This window comes from Microbacterium sp. 22195, assembly GCF_052056515.1.
Taxonomy (GTDB): Bacteria; Actinomycetota; Actinomycetes; order Actinomycetales; family Microbacteriaceae; genus Microbacterium.
This window is the reverse complement of the sequence record NZ_JBQEPE010000007.1, coordinates 79987-96227: the sequence shown is the minus strand read 5'-3', so window position 1 is coordinate 96227 and position 16241 is coordinate 79987. Positions and strand designations below refer to the sequence as shown.

The 16241-nt window shown below is 70.1% G+C and carries 13 protein-coding genes; 6 read left to right on the top strand and 7 right to left on the bottom strand.

Annotation, left to right across the window (positions count from 1 at the left end):
• Positions 1–22 precede the first annotated feature (22 nt).
• From ACTJJ4_RS16975 to ACTJJ4_RS16965, 3 genes are all read left to right on the top strand, one after another.
• A complete protein-coding gene (locus ACTJJ4_RS16975) occupies positions 23–1372 on the top strand; it encodes an ABC transporter substrate-binding protein (protein ID WP_440944404.1) in 1350 nt (449 codons plus the stop codon).
• Between the two features lie 68 nt (positions 1373–1440).
• The gene (locus tag ACTJJ4_RS16970) at positions 1441–2352 is read left to right on the top strand and encodes a carbohydrate ABC transporter permease (protein ID WP_440944403.1); all 912 of its coding nucleotides are present in this window, start codon (positions 1441–1443) and stop codon (positions 2350–2352) included.
• Entirely contained in the window at positions 2349–3263 is a 915-nt protein-coding gene (locus tag ACTJJ4_RS16965) for a carbohydrate ABC transporter permease (protein WP_440944402.1), read from the top strand. Before ACTJJ4_RS16970 ends, ACTJJ4_RS16965 begins: the two co-directional genes overlap by 4 nt.
• A gap of 42 nt (positions 3264–3305) precedes the next feature.
• Here ACTJJ4_RS16965 and ACTJJ4_RS16960 read toward each other — a convergent pair whose 3' ends face one another.
• The 7 genes from ACTJJ4_RS16960 to ACTJJ4_RS16930 form a co-directional block, all read right to left on the bottom strand.
• Positions 3306–4223 (bottom strand): aldose 1-epimerase family protein, encoded by a 918-nt coding sequence (locus ACTJJ4_RS16960; RefSeq protein ID WP_440944401.1) that lies wholly within the window; start codon positions 4221–4223, stop codon positions 3306–3308.
• Positions 4220–5467: a D-arabinono-1,4-lactone oxidase gene (locus ACTJJ4_RS16955; RefSeq protein ID WP_440944400.1), complete on the bottom strand. Its 1248-nt coding sequence runs from the start codon at positions 5465–5467 to the stop codon at positions 4220–4222. The genes ACTJJ4_RS16960 and ACTJJ4_RS16955 overlap by 4 nt, the downstream gene beginning before the upstream one ends.
• A 60-nt stretch (positions 5468–5527) precedes the next feature.
• Entirely contained in the window at positions 5528–6682 is a 1155-nt protein-coding gene (locus ACTJJ4_RS16950; protein WP_440944399.1) for an ROK family transcriptional regulator, read from the bottom strand.
• Between the two features lie 82 nt (positions 6683–6764).
• Entirely contained in the window at positions 6765–9170 is a 2406-nt protein-coding gene (locus ACTJJ4_RS16945; RefSeq protein WP_440944398.1) for a glycoside hydrolase family 3 N-terminal domain-containing protein, read from the bottom strand.
• A gap of 3 nt (positions 9171–9173) precedes the next feature.
• Positions 9174–10067, bottom strand: coding sequence for a carbohydrate ABC transporter permease (locus ACTJJ4_RS16940; protein ID WP_440944397.1), 894 nt, complete (start codon positions 10065–10067; stop codon positions 9174–9176).
• The gene (locus tag ACTJJ4_RS16935; protein ID WP_440944396.1) at positions 10064–11077 is read right to left on the bottom strand and encodes a carbohydrate ABC transporter permease; all 1014 of its coding nucleotides are present in this window, start codon (positions 11075–11077) and stop codon (positions 10064–10066) included. Before ACTJJ4_RS16935 ends, ACTJJ4_RS16940 begins: the two co-directional genes overlap by 4 nt.
• Before the next feature lie 7 nt (positions 11078–11084).
• A complete protein-coding gene (locus ACTJJ4_RS16930; protein ID WP_440944395.1) occupies positions 11085–12380 on the bottom strand; it encodes an extracellular solute-binding protein in 1296 nt (431 codons plus the stop codon).
• A 138-nt stretch (positions 12381–12518) separates the two neighbouring features.
• Here ACTJJ4_RS16930 and ACTJJ4_RS16925 point away from each other — a divergent pair, with 138 nt between their 5' ends.
• From ACTJJ4_RS16925 to xylB, 3 genes are all read left to right on the top strand, one after another.
• Complete coding sequence (locus ACTJJ4_RS16925; RefSeq protein ID WP_440944394.1) at positions 12519–13517, top strand: LacI family DNA-binding transcriptional regulator; 999 nt, start codon at positions 12519–12521, stop codon at positions 13515–13517.
• Positions 13518–13593: 76 nt separating this feature from the next.
• Complete coding sequence (gene xylA / locus ACTJJ4_RS16920; RefSeq protein WP_440944393.1) at positions 13594–14784, top strand: xylose isomerase; 1191 nt, start codon at positions 13594–13596, stop codon at positions 14782–14784.
• Between the two features lie 53 nt (positions 14785–14837).
• Positions 14838–16139, top strand: coding sequence for a xylulokinase (xylB, locus tag ACTJJ4_RS16915; protein WP_440944392.1), 1302 nt, complete (start codon positions 14838–14840; stop codon positions 16137–16139).
• The last annotated feature ends 102 nt before the right edge of the window (positions 16140–16241 follow it).

Genomic DNA, 16241 nt, shown 5'->3' with positions numbered 1-16241 from the left:
CCACCACAGCAGAGAGAGAACCATGAAGCGCTCTAGCAAGGCAATGATGCTCGGCGGCGTCGCACTGGTGTCGGTGCTCGCCATCGCCGGCTGCACCCCGTCGTCGACCGCCGACGCCACGAAGGACGCGCCGGTCACCCAGGCGCAGATCGACAAGGCCATGAACACGGACACCGATCTGACCTTCTGGACCTGGGTGCCCGGAATCGAGAAGGAGGTCGCCCTCTTCGAGGCGAAGTATCCGAAGATCCACGTGACGCTCGTGAACACGACCGGCGGCTCCCAGCACTATCCGAAGCTGCGCGCCGCGCTCAAGGCGGGCAAGGGCGCACCGGATGTCGCTCAGATGGAGTTCCAGTACATCTCCTCGTTCCGGCAGACCGGCGATCTCGCCGATCTCTCACCGTACGGGGCGCGCAAGACCCAGGACGAGTTCGTCGACTGGGTCTGGAATCAGGTCGCCGACGAGAAGGGCGTGTGGGCGGTGCCGCAGGACTCCGGCCCGATCGGAACGCTGTACCGGCACGACATCTTCGCTGCGGCGGGGATCGATGAGGCGCCCGCGACGTGGGCCGAGTTCGCGGACGCCGCCGCGGCCGTCCGGGAGAAGACCGACTCGTACATCACGGACCTGCCCGGCAACGACCCGGGTCAGATGGTCGGACTGTTCTGGCAGGCCGGCGCCCAGCCGTTCGGCTACGACGGCGGCAAGACCGTGACGGTGAACATCGACTCCCCCGAGACGCAGAAGGTCGTGGACTACTGGCAGGACCTCATCAAGCGCGACCTGGTCGCAACGGACGCGGACTTCAATGACGAGTGGTACCAGGGCGCGGCCCGCGGGAAGTACGCGAGCTGGCTCGTGGCGGCATGGGGTCCGGTCTTCCTGCAGGGCACGGCGAAGAACACCAGCGGCAACTGGACGGCCGCGAAGATCCCGCAGTGGAAGGCGGGTGAGGACGTCTCCGGCAACTGGGGCGGATCGACGTCGGTCGTGCTGCAGTCCAGCCAGAAGAAGATCGCGGCCTACGAGTTCGCGAAGTTCCTGAACACGTCGACGGAGTCGGCCCTCGCGCTGGCGAACGAGCAGTTCCTGTTCCCGACCACGAAGGCGGTGCTGAACGACCCGGAGTTCGTCGATCAGACCTCCGAGTTCTACGGCGGGCAGAAGGTCAACGAGTTCTTCGCGGGCGTCTCCGACACGGTCTCGAAGAAGTTCGAATGGCTGCCCTTCATGGACTACGTCTACTCGAGCTACAACGAGACGCTGGGCAAAGCGATCAGCGATCACGGCGACATGCGCGCAGCGCTGACCGCCTGGCAGGACGAAGTCACGTCCTACGCGAAGCAGCAGGGCTTCACCGTCAAGTGACCGGTCGGGGGCGGTCCTAACCGCCCCCGACCCCCCGAGCGTCCGAACACCCACAGAGAGCCGCAGAGATGTCCCTCACGCTGAACCGGCGCCGCGCCAAGGGGCTGCACAGCGCCCAGACGCGCGCCGCCTGGATGCTCGTCATCCCGTTCCTCGTCGTCTTCGCGACGATGTTCCTCGTCCCGCTGTTCTACTCCGCGTACCTCAGCATGTTCACCTCCCAGCTCGTCGGCGGAGAGGTCTTCAGCGCCTTCGCCAATTACTCACGGGCACTGTCGGATCCGAGCTTCTGGGGCGGGCTGAGCCGAGTCGCGCTCTTCCTGTTCATCCAGGTGCCCATCATGCTCGCCGCGTCGCTGTTCTTCGCATTGGCGCTGGACAGCGGCCGAGTGCGCGGCGGGAAGATCGCCCGCCTGCTGATCTTCCTCCCGTACGCAGTGCCGGGCGTCGTGGCGACCCTCATGTGGGGCTATCTGTACGGCAACAACTTCGGCCTCATCGCTCAGGTCTCCCGATCCCTGGGGCTGGGCAGCCCCGAACTGCTGAGCCCCGACAAGGTGCTCGGCTCGACGATGAACATCGTCTGCTGGGAGTTCGTCGGCTACAACATGATCATCCTGTATGCGGCGCTGCGCACCATCCCGCGCGAGCGCTACGAGGCCGCGGAGATCGACGGAGCCGGCCAGCTTCGCATCGCCTGGAGCATCAAGATCCCCGCCGTCAAGCAGGCGCTGCTGCTCACGGTCATCTTCTCGATCATCGGCTCGTTCCAACTCTTCAACGAGCCGAACCTGCTCTACAACATCGCGCCGAATGCCATCGGCACCGACTTCACACCCAACCTGTACGCGTACAGCGTCGCGTTCAAGAACCAGGACATCAACTACGCTGCGGCGATCGCGTTCCTGCTCGGTGCCGTCATCGTCATCATCTCCGTCGTCGTGCAGACGATCGTCAACAGGAAGGAGCGTGAGGCATGACCGCCACGTCGACCCTTCACACCGCCGAGCTGCCTCAGCGGAAGCGCAAGCGCCTGATCACAGAGGACCGTCGTCGCAGCACTCTGCTCACGGTGATCGTCTGGGTCTGTGTCGCCTACTTCATCGTGCCGCTCGTCTGGCTCGCGCTGTCGAGCACCAAGGACAACACCGACCTCTTCACGACCTTCGGCCTGTGGTTCGGCAACGCCTTCCATCTCTTCGACAACATCGGCACCGTGTTCACCAACAGCGGCGGCCTGTTCGCGCGCTGGCTGCTGAACACCCTGATCTACGCCGCCGCCAGCGCCCTCGGGGCGACGATCCTGGCCGCGATGTGCGGCTATGCACTCGCGAAGTACCGCTTCCGCGGTCGGAACGCGGTGTTCTGGCTCATCATCGGAGCGATCATGGTGCCGATGACCGCACTCGCGATCCCGACGTACCTCCTGTTCAGCGCGATGAACCTCACCGACTCCATGTGGGGCATCATCCTCCCCTCGCTGGTCAGCCCGTTCGGCGTCTACCTGATGCGCGTGTACGCGCAGGAGGCGGTCGACGACAGCCTGCTCGAAGCGGCTCGCATCGACGGGGCCGGCGAACTGCGGATCTTCAGCTCCATCGGGCTCCGGCTGCTGGCGCCCGGGCTGGTCACCGTGCTGCTGTTCCAGCTGGTCGCCACCTGGAACAACTACTTCCTCCCGCTGATCATGCTCAACTCGGAGGATCTGTTCCCCATCACGGTGGGTCTGGCGAACTGGCAGATGGCCGCCTCGGGAGGAGGCGGGGCTCAGGTGCTGTTCTCGACGGTGATCACGGGCTCACTGGTGTCGATCGCCCCGCTGGTGATCGCCTTCCTCTTTCTCCAGCGGTACTGGCAGTCCGGACTCACCGCCGGCGGCGTGAAGGGCTGATCGCGCGATTGAGTGGCGACAGCTGTCGCCGCTCATCCGCGATCAGAGCGCCCGGATGCTCCAGCCCGCCGTGTGCGCGGCGCCCGGCTGGAGCACGATCAGGTCGGTGCCCGAGTTGAAGGCGTCGGGAGGGCAGGTCATCGGCTCGACGGCGAGGCCGCGCCGGCTGGCGACAGGGTCCGGAAGATCGGCCGTGTGCACCTGGACCCACGGGCATCCGGCGTCCCACACCATCTCGACACCGGCGCCGGACGCGCCGCGCAGCCGCACGACGGCCGCACCGCGCGCGTCGCGCTGGAGGCCGGTGAAGGCGTGGTCGATGAACGTGTCGCCGATGCGGCGCGGGGTGCGGAAGTCCCACTCCGGATGCGCGTCGACCGGTTCGAGGGCGACCGGGCTGAGCCGATCTGCGGTGACCGTGAGCACCTCGGATGCCGGCAGCAGCAGCTCCGTGTCGTCGACGTGCTCGTCACCGGCCGTGAGGTACGGGTGCGGTCCGGTTCCCCAGGGAGCGGCATCCGCCCCGAGGTTGCGACCCGTGACGCGCTGGTGCAGGCCGGTGGCGTCCACGGAGTACTCGACCTGGACCTCGACGCGGAACGGGTAGCCGGCCTGCGGCTGGATCACGGCGGCCAGCACCACCCGGTCGTCGGCGATCTCGCGCACCGCGAAGTCCAGCCAGGTGACCAGCCCGTGCAGGGCGTGGCTGCGGGCCGGCTCCGTGAGCGCCAGCTGGTGCGTGGCGCCGCCGAACGCGTACCGGCCGTCGACGATGCGGTTCGGCCACGGGGCGAGCGTGGCACCGCGGTGCGCGGGCCGCACCTCGTCAGCGTCGAACGGGATCACCAGGTCGCGGCCCTCGAAGGTCAGGGCCCGCAGGGTCGCCCCGATGCTGGCGATCTCGGCGCGGTATCCGCGCGCGGTGATGGTCAGCTGCCGTCCGGAACGGGGATCGGTCACAGTCCCAGCCTCTCCAGGTAGTCGTTCACGAACCGGCGTTCCGGATCGAGTTCGGCGCGCAGCGCCGCGAAGTCGTCCCACCGAGCGTAGCGGCGCCGCACCTCCGCTCCGTCCAGTGTGAAGATCTTGCCCCAGTGGGGGCGGGCGGATGCCGGGAGCGCGGCCTCGATCGCCGGCAGCAGCGCCCGCACGGCGGCCTCGTCCTGCCGCCACGTGAAGTGGATGCCCACGGCATCCGTGCCGTAGGAGGAGCTCAGCCACAGATCGTCGGCCGCGACCGTGCGGACCTCGCTCACCAGCAGCAGCGGGGCGATCCGGCCGGCGAGCCCGCGGATCACCTCCAGCGCCGCCACCGCGTCCTGGCGCGGCATCAGGTACTCGCTCTGCAGCTCGGCGCCCGCGGAGGGCGTGAACTCCAGTTTGAAGTGCGGCAGGCGCTGGTACCACGCACCGGGCTCGCCGCCCTGGTCTGTGCAGGCCTCGGGATCGACGCCGAGGATCGGATGCCGCTTCACCTGCGCGGCCGCGGCGCCCAGCCGTGCGGGGACGTCTCCGGCCAGGTCGTCGGCACCGCGCTGCTTGATCCACAGCTGGTCGGCGGAGTCCGTGCGCTGCCAGGTGGTGAAGATGCTCACGCTGGTGCCCGCCGAGGTCACCGCGTCGAGGTCGCCCAGGATCGCATCCCAGCCCGGGCGCTCGTGCACGCGCTGCGCGACCGAGTACGTCGGCTCGACATCGAGGACGAGCTCGAGCACGACCCCCAGTGCGCCGATCCCGACCACCGCGCCGGCGAACCGCGGGTCGCCGCGGTGCAGGTGCAGCAGCTCGCCGGATGCCGTGAGCAGCACCAGTTCGCGCACCGCCGCGGCGAGCGATCCGATCGCATCGCCGGATCCGTGCGTGCCGGTCGCCACGGCGCCCGCGACCGAGATGTGCGGGAGGGAGGCGAGGTTCGCCAGCGCCAGCCCCTCGGCCTCGAGACGCGGTGCGATGTCGCCGTAGCGCAGCCCGCCGGACACCCGCACCGCGTCGCGCTCCGGGCTGATCTCGAAGACCACCGGCATCCGGTCCAACGCGACGAGCGTGCCGGTGGTGTCGGCGATGTCGTTGAAGCAGTGCCGCGTGCCCAGCACCCGCACCTTCCCGCCTGCCGTGACCAGCGCGCGCGTCTCGTCGACGGTCGAGGGATGCGCCACGGCACCCCGGTAGCCGATGTTCCCGGCCCAGTTGCGTTCCGCGCTCATCGGCGCCTCCTCGTGATCATGACGGCTCAGGTCTCATGACGGCTCAGGTCTCATGGCAGCTCAGCCGAGCGGGTCGGACAGCAGTCGGTGCAGAGCGGCATCCGCCGCACCGATCAGCAGACGGTCGGCTCCCAGCGCCGCGGAGGCCAGCTCGAGGCGCTCCGCGCTCGCGGCGAGCGCGCGGGCGCGCACCTCGTCGTCGAACCCCTCGCGGTCGATCTCGCGGAGGCTGCCGAGGAACCCGCCGAGCACGATGATCGACGGGTTGAGCACGTTGACCGCGTTGCCCAGGGTGGCGGCGAGGATGCGGCGCTGCCTGGCGGCCTCGACCATGGCGTCATCGGATGCCGTGAGAGCCCGCTCCAGCTCAGCGTCGTCGGGAGCGGTCAGGCCGGCGGCCCGCACGAGCCGTGCGCGGTTCACCTCGTCCTCGAGCACGCCGCCGTCGACGCGCCGATCGGCGGCATCCGTCAGGCTGGCGGCGGTCTGCCCCCATTCCCCGGCGTACCCGCCTTCGCCTCCGATGAGCTGCCCGTGCAGCACGAGCCCTCCGCCGATGCCGCTCGCGCCGCCGTTGAGGTAGACCACGTCGCCGTGCTCACGCGCCGCGCCGAACAGGCGCTCGGCGCGGGCGCCGTACGAGGCGTCGTTGCCGACCACGACGGCCAGGCCGAGGGCCTCCGCCAGCGGACCCGCGATGTCGGCGTCGTGCCAGTCCAGGTGAGGCGCGAAACGCACCAGGCCGTCCTCCGCCCGGACCAGGCCGGGCACGGCGACCCCCGTCCCCACGATGCGGCAGTCCTTCAGGGCATCCGCCCGCCAGGCCGCGACCACGCGGGCGACGACCTCGACCACCTCGGCGACGTCGGGGTTCGACGCGGGGACGCGCTCGCGCAGCCGCACGGCGCCGCCGAGGGACACCGCGCCGATCTCGATCGCGTCGATCTCGGGATTCACGCCGATCGCGACCACGTCGGGGCTCGGCGCGACGATGGGCGACGGGCGACCGACACGGCGGGTGGGATCGGGATCGTGCTCCCGCACGAGGCCGGCCGCCGCGAGCCGGGCGACGAGGTCGGACACGGTCGAACGGTTCAGCCCCGTCTCGGCCGTGATCACGGCGCGGGAGCGCGGTCCCCCGTGGTGCACGAGACGCAGCACCTCGCCGAGATTGGTGCGCCGCACCCCCTCCACGGTCGTCGCGCGTTCGCTCATCGTCCCAGGCTACCGATCCCGGTGTGCGCCATCGGCCCATGTGCCGACCGGGTCGTGCGCACCTCGCCGCGCGACCCGCTCGTCACTCGACGGAGACTTCCACGATGCGGGCTTCCTCCCCGGTGACCTCGTGCACGGCGCCGGTGAGCAGCACCGTGGCGGGCGCTGTGGCGGCACCGGGCAGCGACCGCTCCGCGCGAGGTCGCTCGTTGGAGATCGCCCCCGACGTGGCCCCGCTCAGGTCCGACACCGGGGCCTGCGCCTCGGCATGCGACGCCGCCCACACCCGCACCTCGCCCGGCTCGACCACCCGCACGAGGCGGCGGTCGCTGAACGCGAAGCGCGCGGCGGGCACGTCGAAGCGCACCCGCCTGCTCTCCCCCGGACCGAGATGCACGCGTGCATAGCCGAGCAGCTGCGCGACGGGCCTGGTGACGCTCGCGACCGGATCCCGGCCGTAGAGCTGCACGACCTCGGTCGCGGACACGTCGCCGGTGTTGCGCACCAGGACGGATGCTGTGAACCGGCCGTCCGTGCGGGCCCGCCCCGACACCTGCAGGTCGTCGTAGGCGAAGGTCGTGTACGACAGGCCGAACCCGAACGGACGCAGCGGCGTCGGATCCGTGGAGGTCACGTCCGAGGGCCCGCCGAGGATCGGATGCAGGTAGCTGTACGGCTGCGCCCCGGACGAGCGCGGCAGGCTCACCGGCATCCGTCCCGACGGCGCGATCGCGCCGGTGAGCACGTCGGCGATCGCCTCGCCGCCGGCCTCGCCGGGGAAGAACGCCTGCAGCACGGCCGCCGGGCGCGCGCCGTCGACGTCGAGCGCCCACCCGATGGCATAGGGCCGCCCCGTGACGAGCACCATCACGACCGGTGTGCCCGTCGCGACCAGGGCCTCGACCAGCTCACGCTGCACACCCGGAAGATCGAGCGAGTCCACGTCGTTGCCCTCGCCGACCGTGCCGCGGCCGAACAGCCCGGCCTGGTCGCCGACGACGACCACGGCGACCTCGGCATCCTGCACCGCGGCGACAGCCGCGTCGAACCCGGAGCGGTTCTCGCTCTCGACGTCGCAGCCCTCGACGTGCACGATCTCGGCATCCGGAATCGCCGCCGTCAGCGCCTCGCGCACGGTCGGGATGCGGAAGCCGAGTTCATGATCCGGATGGTGCGCGAGCACGTGGTTCGCGAACGAATAGCATCCCTGCAGTGCCGCCGTGCGGTCGGCGTTCGGGCCGACCAGGGCGACGCGACGCGGACCGCGCAGGGGCAGGATGCCGTCGTTGCCGAGCAGCACGAGCGACTCCGCCGCCAGCCGGCGGGCCGCCGCACGATGCCGATCGGTGTCGAGGTCGATGCGCGCGGGAGGCTCGCCGTCGAACGCGCCGGCATCGAGCAGGCCGAGCTGCTCCTTCTGCAGCAGCACCCGCGTGACTGCCCGGTCGACATAGGCCTCGTCGAGCAGACCTGCGCGCACGCGCTCGATCAGCGGCGCCAGGTACGCGTCCCCGGAGGGGAGCTCGACGTCGATGCCGGCGGTCAGGGCCAGCTGCGCGGCCTCACCGCGATCCGCGGCCACCGCGTGCATGATCTCGAGGAACGCCACGGCGAAGTAGTCGGCCACCACGACGCCGTCGAAGCCGAGTCTCTCCCGGAGCAGTCCGGTCAGCAGCGCCGGGTCGGATGCCACGGGCACCCCGTCGATCTCGGCGTAGCTGTTCATCACGCCGCGCGCTCCGCCGTCCCGGATGGCCATCTCGAACGGCGGGAGGAAGACGTCGGCGATCTCCCTGGGGCCGGCCGAGACCGGCGCGTGGTTGCGACCGGCCCGGGAACCGGAGTAGCCCAGGAAGTGCTTCAGCGTGGCGTGCACACCGGCGGACTGCAGCCCGCGCACATAGGCGGCGCCGACGGTGCCGACCAGGTACGGGTCCTCGCCGATGCACTCGTCGACACGTCCCCAGCGCGGGTCTCGCACGACGTCCAGCACCGGGGCGAGACCCTGATGGATGCCGAGCGCGCGCATCGACTCCCCGACGAGGGCGCCCATGTCCGCGACCAGGTCGGGGTCGAAGGACGCTCCCCAGGCCAGCGGCGTGGGGAAGGTCGCCGCCTTCCAGGCCGCGAGCCCCGTGAGGCACTCCTCGTGCACGAGCGCGGGGATCCCCAGCCGGGTCTCTCGAGTGAGCCGGCGCTGCTCCTGCCACAGCCACGCCGCCCGCTCCGCCGGATCGACCGGACGGGTGCCGTAGACGCGGGTGTAGTGCCCGATCCCGTGCCGGGTGATCTCGGCGAGCGCCCCGGTCTCGCGCGTCGCGCCCATCTCGTGCTGCATCGGGGCGACGACCTCACCGCCCTGGTCGAGCCAGTAGCCCACCAGCTGCGCGGCCTTCTCCTCCAGGGACATCTCGGCCAGCAGCGCGCTCACCCGCGGCGAGGCGGCGGGGAAGGCGGGGATCGTCTTCACAGGGGTCTCGTGCAGCATCCGTCAGCCCTTCACCGCTCCGGTCAGTCCGCCGACGATGCGGCGCTCGAACATGCTGAAGAAGACCAGCGCGGGCAGCATCGACAGCGAGGTGTAAGCCAGCACGCGCGCGGTGTCCACCGAGTACTGCGACGCGAAGTTCTGCACGCCCAGCGGCAGGGTGAACAGACTCTGGTCGTTGAGGATGAACAGCGGCAGCATGTACCCGTTCCAGGCGCCCACGAACGCCAGGATGCCGACGGTGATCACGCCGGGCAGGCTGAGCGGCACCACCATCCGCCAGAAGAAGCCCAGACGCGAGGCGCCGTCGATGGACGCGGCCTCCTCGAGCTCCTTCGGGATGGCGCGCAGGAACGGCACGAGGATGATGATCGTCGTCGGCAGCGCGAATGCGATCTGCGGCAGGATGATCCCGGCCAGGCTGTTCACCAGCCCCAGATTGCGGATGAGGATGTACAGCGGCGTGATGGCCACCGTCACCGGGAACATCAGGCCGGCCGCGAACAGCGCGTACATCACCCCGCGCCCCGCGAACTCGTAGCGGGCGAGCACGTAGCTCGCCATCACGCCGAGCACGACCGCGCCGGCCGTGGTCCCTGCCGCGGAGATCGTGGAGTTCAGCATGGCCGTCCAGAACTCGGAGCTGGCCAGCACGTCGCCGTAGTTGCCGAGCTGCCATGGCGACGGGAACCCGGAGGGGTCGAGCGTGATCTGCGAGTTGGTGCGGAATCCGCCGATGATCACGTACAGCACGGGCGTGATGCAGATGGTGATCAACACCAGCGCGACCAGGTAGACCGCAGGGCTCCCCCATTTCACGTCGGCTTCGCGCGCGCGGCGGCCCTTCGGGGGGATCGCCCGGATGGCGACGCGGGTGTTCAGGGTCTCGGCGCTCACTTGCGCCTCCTTCCGCCTTCGCCGGTCAGCGCACCATCGGTGTCACGACGCAGCACGAAGCGCTGGTAGACGAGAGCCACGATCAGGGTGATCAGGAAGAGCATCACCGCGACGGCGTTGCCGTATCCGTAGCTTCCGGCCAGATGGCCGTTCTGGTACATGTAGGTCGCCATCGTGGAGGTGCCGGCGGTCGCGGCGATGTACTGGCCCCAGATGATGTTGACCAGGTCGAAGAGCTGCAGCGAGCCGATGATGGACAGGAACGCCCAGATCCGAATGGTCGGCCCCAGCAGGGGCACCGTGATGCTCCACTGGATCTTCCAGAAGCCGGCGCCGTCGATCGCGGCGGCCTCGTACAGCTCCTCCGGGATCGACTGCATGCCGGCGAGCATGAGGATCACCGCGAAGCCTAGGTACTTCCAGGTGATGATGATCATCAGCGAGCCCATCGCGATCGAGGGATCGGCGATCCAGGACTGCTGCAGGAACCCGAGTCCCCACTTCTCCAGCAGGGAGTTCAGCGCGCCGGCATCCTGCAGCATCAGGCTCCAGCCGATGCCGACGATGACCTCCGAGATGACGTAGGGCACGAAGATCAGCACGCGGATGACCGACCTGCCGCGGATCCTCTGGTTCAGCAGCAGCGCGAACAGGATCGCCACCGGACCCTGCAGCAGCAGCGAGAGCACGACGATGACGCCGTTGTGCAGCACCGCCTGCCGGAAGGTATCGTCCTCCCACATCATGCGGTAGTTGTCGAGCCCGATGAACTCCGTCGGCCAGCCGAAGCCGTTCCACTTGAAGAAGCCGTAGAACGCGGCCATCGCCACCGGGAGGATGACGAAGCCGACGAACATGATGAGGGCCGGTCCCGAGAGGAGCGCGATCTCGCCGCGCTTGCGCCAGTCGGCCCGCGGCGAGCGCCGCCCCGGAACGGGCGCGGGGCCCGCTCCGGGGACGGCGATCCTCTCAGGCACCGTCGTGCGCTGCAGTGCCTGGGTGTCGGTCATGAGCCGGTCAGCCCCTCGCCTCGGCCTTGGTGACCGTGTCGACGAGCTTCTTCGGCGACCCCTGCCCCGCGAGCATCTCGACGACGCTGGTGTTCAGCGCGTTGCCGACGTTCTGCCCGAGGGCGGTGTCCAGCCACAGGGCGACATAGGGGGCCTTCGTGTACGCCTCCATCAGCGGCTTCAGCGACGGATCGGTGACCGCTCCGGTGGCGTCCTGGTTCGCCGGGATGGTCTGGAACGCCACAGCGTACTTCTCCTGCCATTCCTTCGAGGAGACGAAGTTGAGGAACTTCTCGCACGCGGCGGGGGAGTCGGCCGAGCAGGAGTAGCCGTCGACACCGCCCATCATCGCGCCGGCCCCGCCGTCGCCGCCGTCCACCTCGGGGAAGGGGAACCAGCCCAGGTCGGGCAGGGGCTTCTCGTCGGGCGTCAGGCTGGCGATCACGCCCACGTCCCACGCGCCCATCAGCTCCATGGCCGCCTTGTGGTTGGCCAGCAGTCCCGCCGAGGAGTTCGCGCCCTCCTGCGGGGAGGTCGTCAGGAAGCCCTTGTTGAACGGCTCCGTCCCGGCGAAGTCCTGCAGGTTCTCGGCCGCCGTGAGCCAGCACGGATCGGAGAAGTCGGCCTTGGTCGCAAGGTTCGCGATCAGATCCTGACCGCAGGCCCGCAGGGCGAAGAAGTAGTACCAGTGCGCGGCCGGCCACGCCGCCTTGGCGCCGAGCGCGATCGGCTCGATGCCTGCCGCCTTCAGCTTGGTGACAGCCGTCTCGAGCTCGTCCATCGTGGTGGGCTCGGAGCTGATACCCGCCTGCGCGAACAGGTCCTTGCTGTAGAAGAAGCCGCCGGGGAGCACCGCGCTCGGCATCCCGTAGACCTTGCCGTCGACGCTGAAGGCGCTGAACGGGGCGTCGCCGAAGGCCTTCTTCACGTCGGGGTCGATGAGCTTCGTGAGGTCCTTCACCTTGCCCGCGTTGACGATGTCGGCGAGCTTGCCGCCGCCGCGCGCCATGAAGATGTCGGGCATGTCGCCCGAGTTGACGGCCGTCTGCAGCTTGCCGTCCATGTCCTCGTTCTGGATCGACGTGACCTTGATGGTCACATCGGGGTTCTCCTCGTGGAAGGCCGCTGCCGCGTCGGCCCAGTACTGCTTGCCGGGGCCCGTGGTGGAGTTGTGCCACATCGTGAGAGTGGTCGCGCCGTCGGCGCCCGCTCCGTCCGAGCTGCCGGAGCAGCCGGTGAGCCCGAGCATCCCCAGCGTCGCCACGGCCGCCGCTGCGGCGACCCATGCCTTGCCGATCTTCATGCCGTGTGTCTCCTCTTCGAGTTCGCGGTCCGGCTCCATTTGTTGCCGACTACACCGAATGTGCTCCGGCCACTCTGGCAGGTTCGATTCGCCATGTCAATCGTTATCGATATCGTTTTCCATCACTAGATTGGACGGATGAACCGCCGCACGACGATCCACGATGTCGCTCACGCCGCCGGAGTCTCCGTCGCCACTGTCTCCAAGGCCATCAACGGCCGCGACGGCGTCGCACCCGCGACACTGGCGCACGTGCTGAGCGTGGTCGACGAGCTCGGATACGCCAGCTCGCTCGTGGCGACATCGATGCGGCGACGGCGCACCAACGTCATCGGCGTTCTGGTGGCGGAGTTCGAGCCGTTCGCACTGCAGCTGCTGAGCGGGGTCTCCACCGAGCTGCAGGGCACGCGCTTCGACGTACTGGCCTACGCGGGCAGCGTCTCGGCAGGAGAGCACCGCGGCTGGGAGCGACGCTCGCTCTCCCGCCTGGGCGGAACCCTGATCGACGGCGCCATCGTCGTGACGCCGACCTCGACCCCCGCGGACGCATCGGTGCCCATCGTCGCGATCGATCCGCATGCCGGCCCGGACGGCCCCGCGACGGTGAGCGTGATCAACGTCGACGGCGCACGGGCCGCGACCGAGCACCTGATCTCACTGGGGCATCGCCGCATCGCCCACCTGCGCGGCCGCACCGACCTCGTCTCCGCCCGGCAGCGCGAGCAGGGGTATCGCGAGGCGCTCGACGCCGCGGGCATCCGCTTCGACCCCGCCCTCATCGCCGACGGCGGCTATCGCACGGCGGATTCGACCGCGGGCGCGCACGCGCTGCTCGACCTCGCGGACCGCCCCACGGCGGTCTTCGCGGCGAACGACCTCTCCGCCATCGAGATGATCCGCGTGGCGGGCGAGCGCGGCCTGCACGTGCCGGACGACCTCTCGGTGATCGGCTTCGACGACATCCCCGAAGCGGCCGCGCACGCGCCGCAACTGAGCACGGTGCGCCAGCCGCTGACCGAGATGGGCGCCACCGCCGTGCGCCTGCTGCTGCGGATGCTGGACGGCGAGGCGCATGAGCACGTGCGCCTGCCGGCCGAGCTCGTCGTGCGGGAGACGACGGCCGCACCGAGGACCTGATCCGTTGCATCCGCTCCGCCGACTTGATATGTTCTGATCCACAACATTTCATCGACGTCGCTGAAGGCGGATCACCATGTCACTCACCCCCACCAAGGCCGACAAGTTCTCGTTCGGTCTCTGGACCATCGGCTACAACGGCGCCGACCCGTTCGGCGGGGCCACCCGTCCGCAGCTCGACGTCGTGCACGCGGTCGAGAAGCTGGCCGAGCTCGGCGCGTACGGCCTCACCTTCCACGACGACGACCTGTTCGCGTTCGGGTCCACGGATGCCGAGCGGCAGACCCAGATCGATCGCCTGAAGGGCGCCCTGGCGGACACCGGGCTGATCGTGCCGATGGTCACCACAAACCTGTTCAGCGCCCCGGTCTTCAAGGACGGCGGATTCACGTCGAACGACCGCCAGGTGCGCCGCTTCGCGCTGCGCAAGGTGCTGCGCCAGCTGGATCTGGGCGCCGAGCTGGGCGCGAAGACCTTCGTGATGTGGGGCGGCCGCGAGGGCGCCGAGTACGACTCCGCGAAGGACGTGCGTGCCGCTCTCGAGCGCTACCGCGAGGCCGTGAACCTGCTCGGCGACTACGTCACCGACAAGGGCTACGACATCCGCTTCGCCATCGAGCCCAAGCCCAACGAGCCCCGCGGCGACATCCTGCTGCCGACGCTCGGGCACGCGCTCGCGTTCATCGACTCGCTGGAGCGCCCCGAGCTGGTCGGGCTGAACCCCGAGGTCGGTCACGAGCAGATGGCGGGGCTGAACTTCGCCGCGGGCATCGCCCAGGCGCTGTACCACGGCAAGCTGTTCCACATCGACCTGAACGGGCAGCGCGGCATCAAGTACGACCAGGACCTGGTGTTCGGCCACGGCGACCTGCACAACGCGTTCGCGCTGGTGGATCTGCTCGAGAACGGCGGCGCGAACGGCACGCCGGCCTACGACGGCCCGCGGCACTTCGACTACAAGCCCAGCCGCACCGAGGACGAGGCCGGCGTGTGGGATTCCGCTGCCGCCAACATGCGCATGTACCTGCTGCTGAAGGAGAGGGCCGCCGCGTTCCGCGCCGACCCCGAGGTGCAGGATGCCCTGGCCGCAGCGCGCGTCGCCGAGCTGTCGCAGCCCACCCTGGGCGAGGGCGAGTCGTACGACGACCTGCTCGCCGACCGGAGCGCGTTCGAGGACTTCGACCCCTCCGCGTACTTCGGCGCGCGCGGCTTCGGCTTCGTGCGGCTGCAGCAGCTGGCATCCGAGCACCTCCTCGGCGCCCGCTGAGACCCCTTCACCGGGACCCTCCCGGCGGCAGAGCGAACAGAGAGAATGACGCTATGGCACTCGTGATGGGCGTCGACTCGTCGACGCAGTCCTGCAAGGTCGTGATCGCGGATGCCGCGACGGGCGCCGTCGTGCGCACCGGGCGGGCTCCCCACCCGGACGGGACCTCGGTGGCGCCGGAGGCGTGGTGGGACGCACTGCAGGCGGCGATCGCGGATGCCGGCGGGATGGACGACGTCGAGGCCTGGTCCGTCGGCGGGCAGCAGCACGGCATGGTGGTGTTGGACGCCTCGGGCGCCGTCGTCCGCGACGCCCTGCTGTGGAACGACACCAGGTCAGCGGGCGCTGCCGCCGACCTGGTCGCCGAGTTCGGGGCATCCGCTCTGGCCGAGCGCACCGGACTGGTGCCCGTGGCATCCTTCACGATCACCAAGCTCCGCTGGCTGCGCGACGCCGAACCCGAAAGCGCCGCACGGGTCGCGGCGGTCGCGCTGCCGCACGACTGGCTCACCTGGCGGCTGCGCGGGTTCGGCCCGGCCGCCGGCGGCGCCGATCCCCGGCTCGACGAGCTGGTGACCGACCGATCGGATGCGAGCGGAACCGGCTACTGGAACCCGGAGACCGGCGACTACGACCGCGAGCTGCTGGTCGCGGCGCTCGGCCACGACGCGGTGCTGCCGCGCGTGCTCGGACCGTCGGAGTGGGTCACGGATGCCGCAGGCCGGCGCGTCGGCCCCGGCGCGGGCGACAACGCCGGCGCGGCGCTCGGCGTCGGTGCCCGCCCAGGGGATGCCGTGGTGTCGATCGGCACGAGCGGCACGGTCTTCGCGGTGAGCGAGAGCGCAGTGCACGACGAGACCGGCACAGTCGCGGGCTTCGCTGATGCCGATGGGCGCTTCCTGCCCCTGGTCGCGACGCTGAACGCGGCCCGGGTGCTCGACGCCATCGCCCGGCTGCTGGGAGTGGACCACGACGAGCTGTCCCGGCTGGCGCTGCAGGCCTCCGCCGGCGCGGGGGGTCTCGCCCTGCAGCCCTACTTCGAGGGCGAGCGCACCCCCAACCTGCCGGATGCCACCGCCACGCTCTCGGGCATGACCCTGGCCTCGACCACTCGCGAGAATCTCGCGCGTGCGGCCGTCGAGGGCATGCTGTCAGGGCTCGGCGCCGGCCTGACCGCCCTGCGCGACCGGGGGGTCCGCGTCGAGCGCGCCCTGCTGATCGGGGGCGGCGCGCAGTCCGAAGCCGTGCGGCGGATCGCTCCTCTCGTGCTGGGCATCCCGGTCGAGGTGCCGGCGCCCGCGGAGTACGTGGCGCTCGGCGCCGCCCGGCAGGCCGCGCGCGTGCTGGACGCCTGAGTCCCGCCGGCCCGGCATCCGGCCGCCCGCCGGGCCGGCATCCGTCCGCCCCGCCTGCTCCACATCGTCCGAGGACAGAATGCCCCCGCCGCGCGGGGGCCT

Bases quoted from the DNA above. Each gene is read 5' to 3' on its own strand.
- ACTJJ4_RS16975 (WP_440944404.1), top strand. From the start codon at position 23: ATGAAGCGCTCTAGCAAGGCAATGATGCTCGGCGGCGTCGCACTGGTG.
- ACTJJ4_RS16970 (WP_440944403.1), top strand. From the start codon at position 1,441: ATGTCCCTCACGCTGAACCGGCGCCGCGCCAAGGGGCTGCACAGCGCC.
- ACTJJ4_RS16965 (WP_440944402.1), top strand. From the start codon at position 2,349: ATGACCGCCACGTCGACCCTTCACACCGCCGAGCTGCCTCAGCGGAAG.
- ACTJJ4_RS16955 (WP_440944400.1), bottom strand. From the start codon at position 5,467: ATGAGCGCGGAACGCAACTGGGCCGGGAACATCGGCTACCGGGGTGCC.
- ACTJJ4_RS16950 (WP_440944399.1), bottom strand. From the start codon at position 6,682: ATGAGCGAACGCGCGACGACCGTGGAGGGGGTGCGGCGCACCAATCTC.
- ACTJJ4_RS16945 (WP_440944398.1), bottom strand. From the start codon at position 9,170: ATGCTGCACGAGACCCCTGTGAAGACGATCCCCGCCTTCCCCGCCGCC.
- ACTJJ4_RS16935 (WP_440944396.1), bottom strand. From the start codon at position 11,077: ATGACCGACACCCAGGCACTGCAGCGCACGACGGTGCCTGAGAGGATC.
- ACTJJ4_RS16930 (WP_440944395.1), bottom strand. From the start codon at position 12,380: ATGAAGATCGGCAAGGCATGGGTCGCCGCAGCGGCGGCCGTGGCGACG.
- ACTJJ4_RS16925 (WP_440944394.1), top strand. From the start codon at position 12,519: ATGAACCGCCGCACGACGATCCACGATGTCGCTCACGCCGCCGGAGTC.
- xylA (WP_440944393.1), top strand. From the start codon at position 13,594: ATGTCACTCACCCCCACCAAGGCCGACAAGTTCTCGTTCGGTCTCTGG.
- xylB (WP_440944392.1), top strand. From the start codon at position 14,838: ATGGCACTCGTGATGGGCGTCGACTCGTCGACGCAGTCCTGCAAGGTC.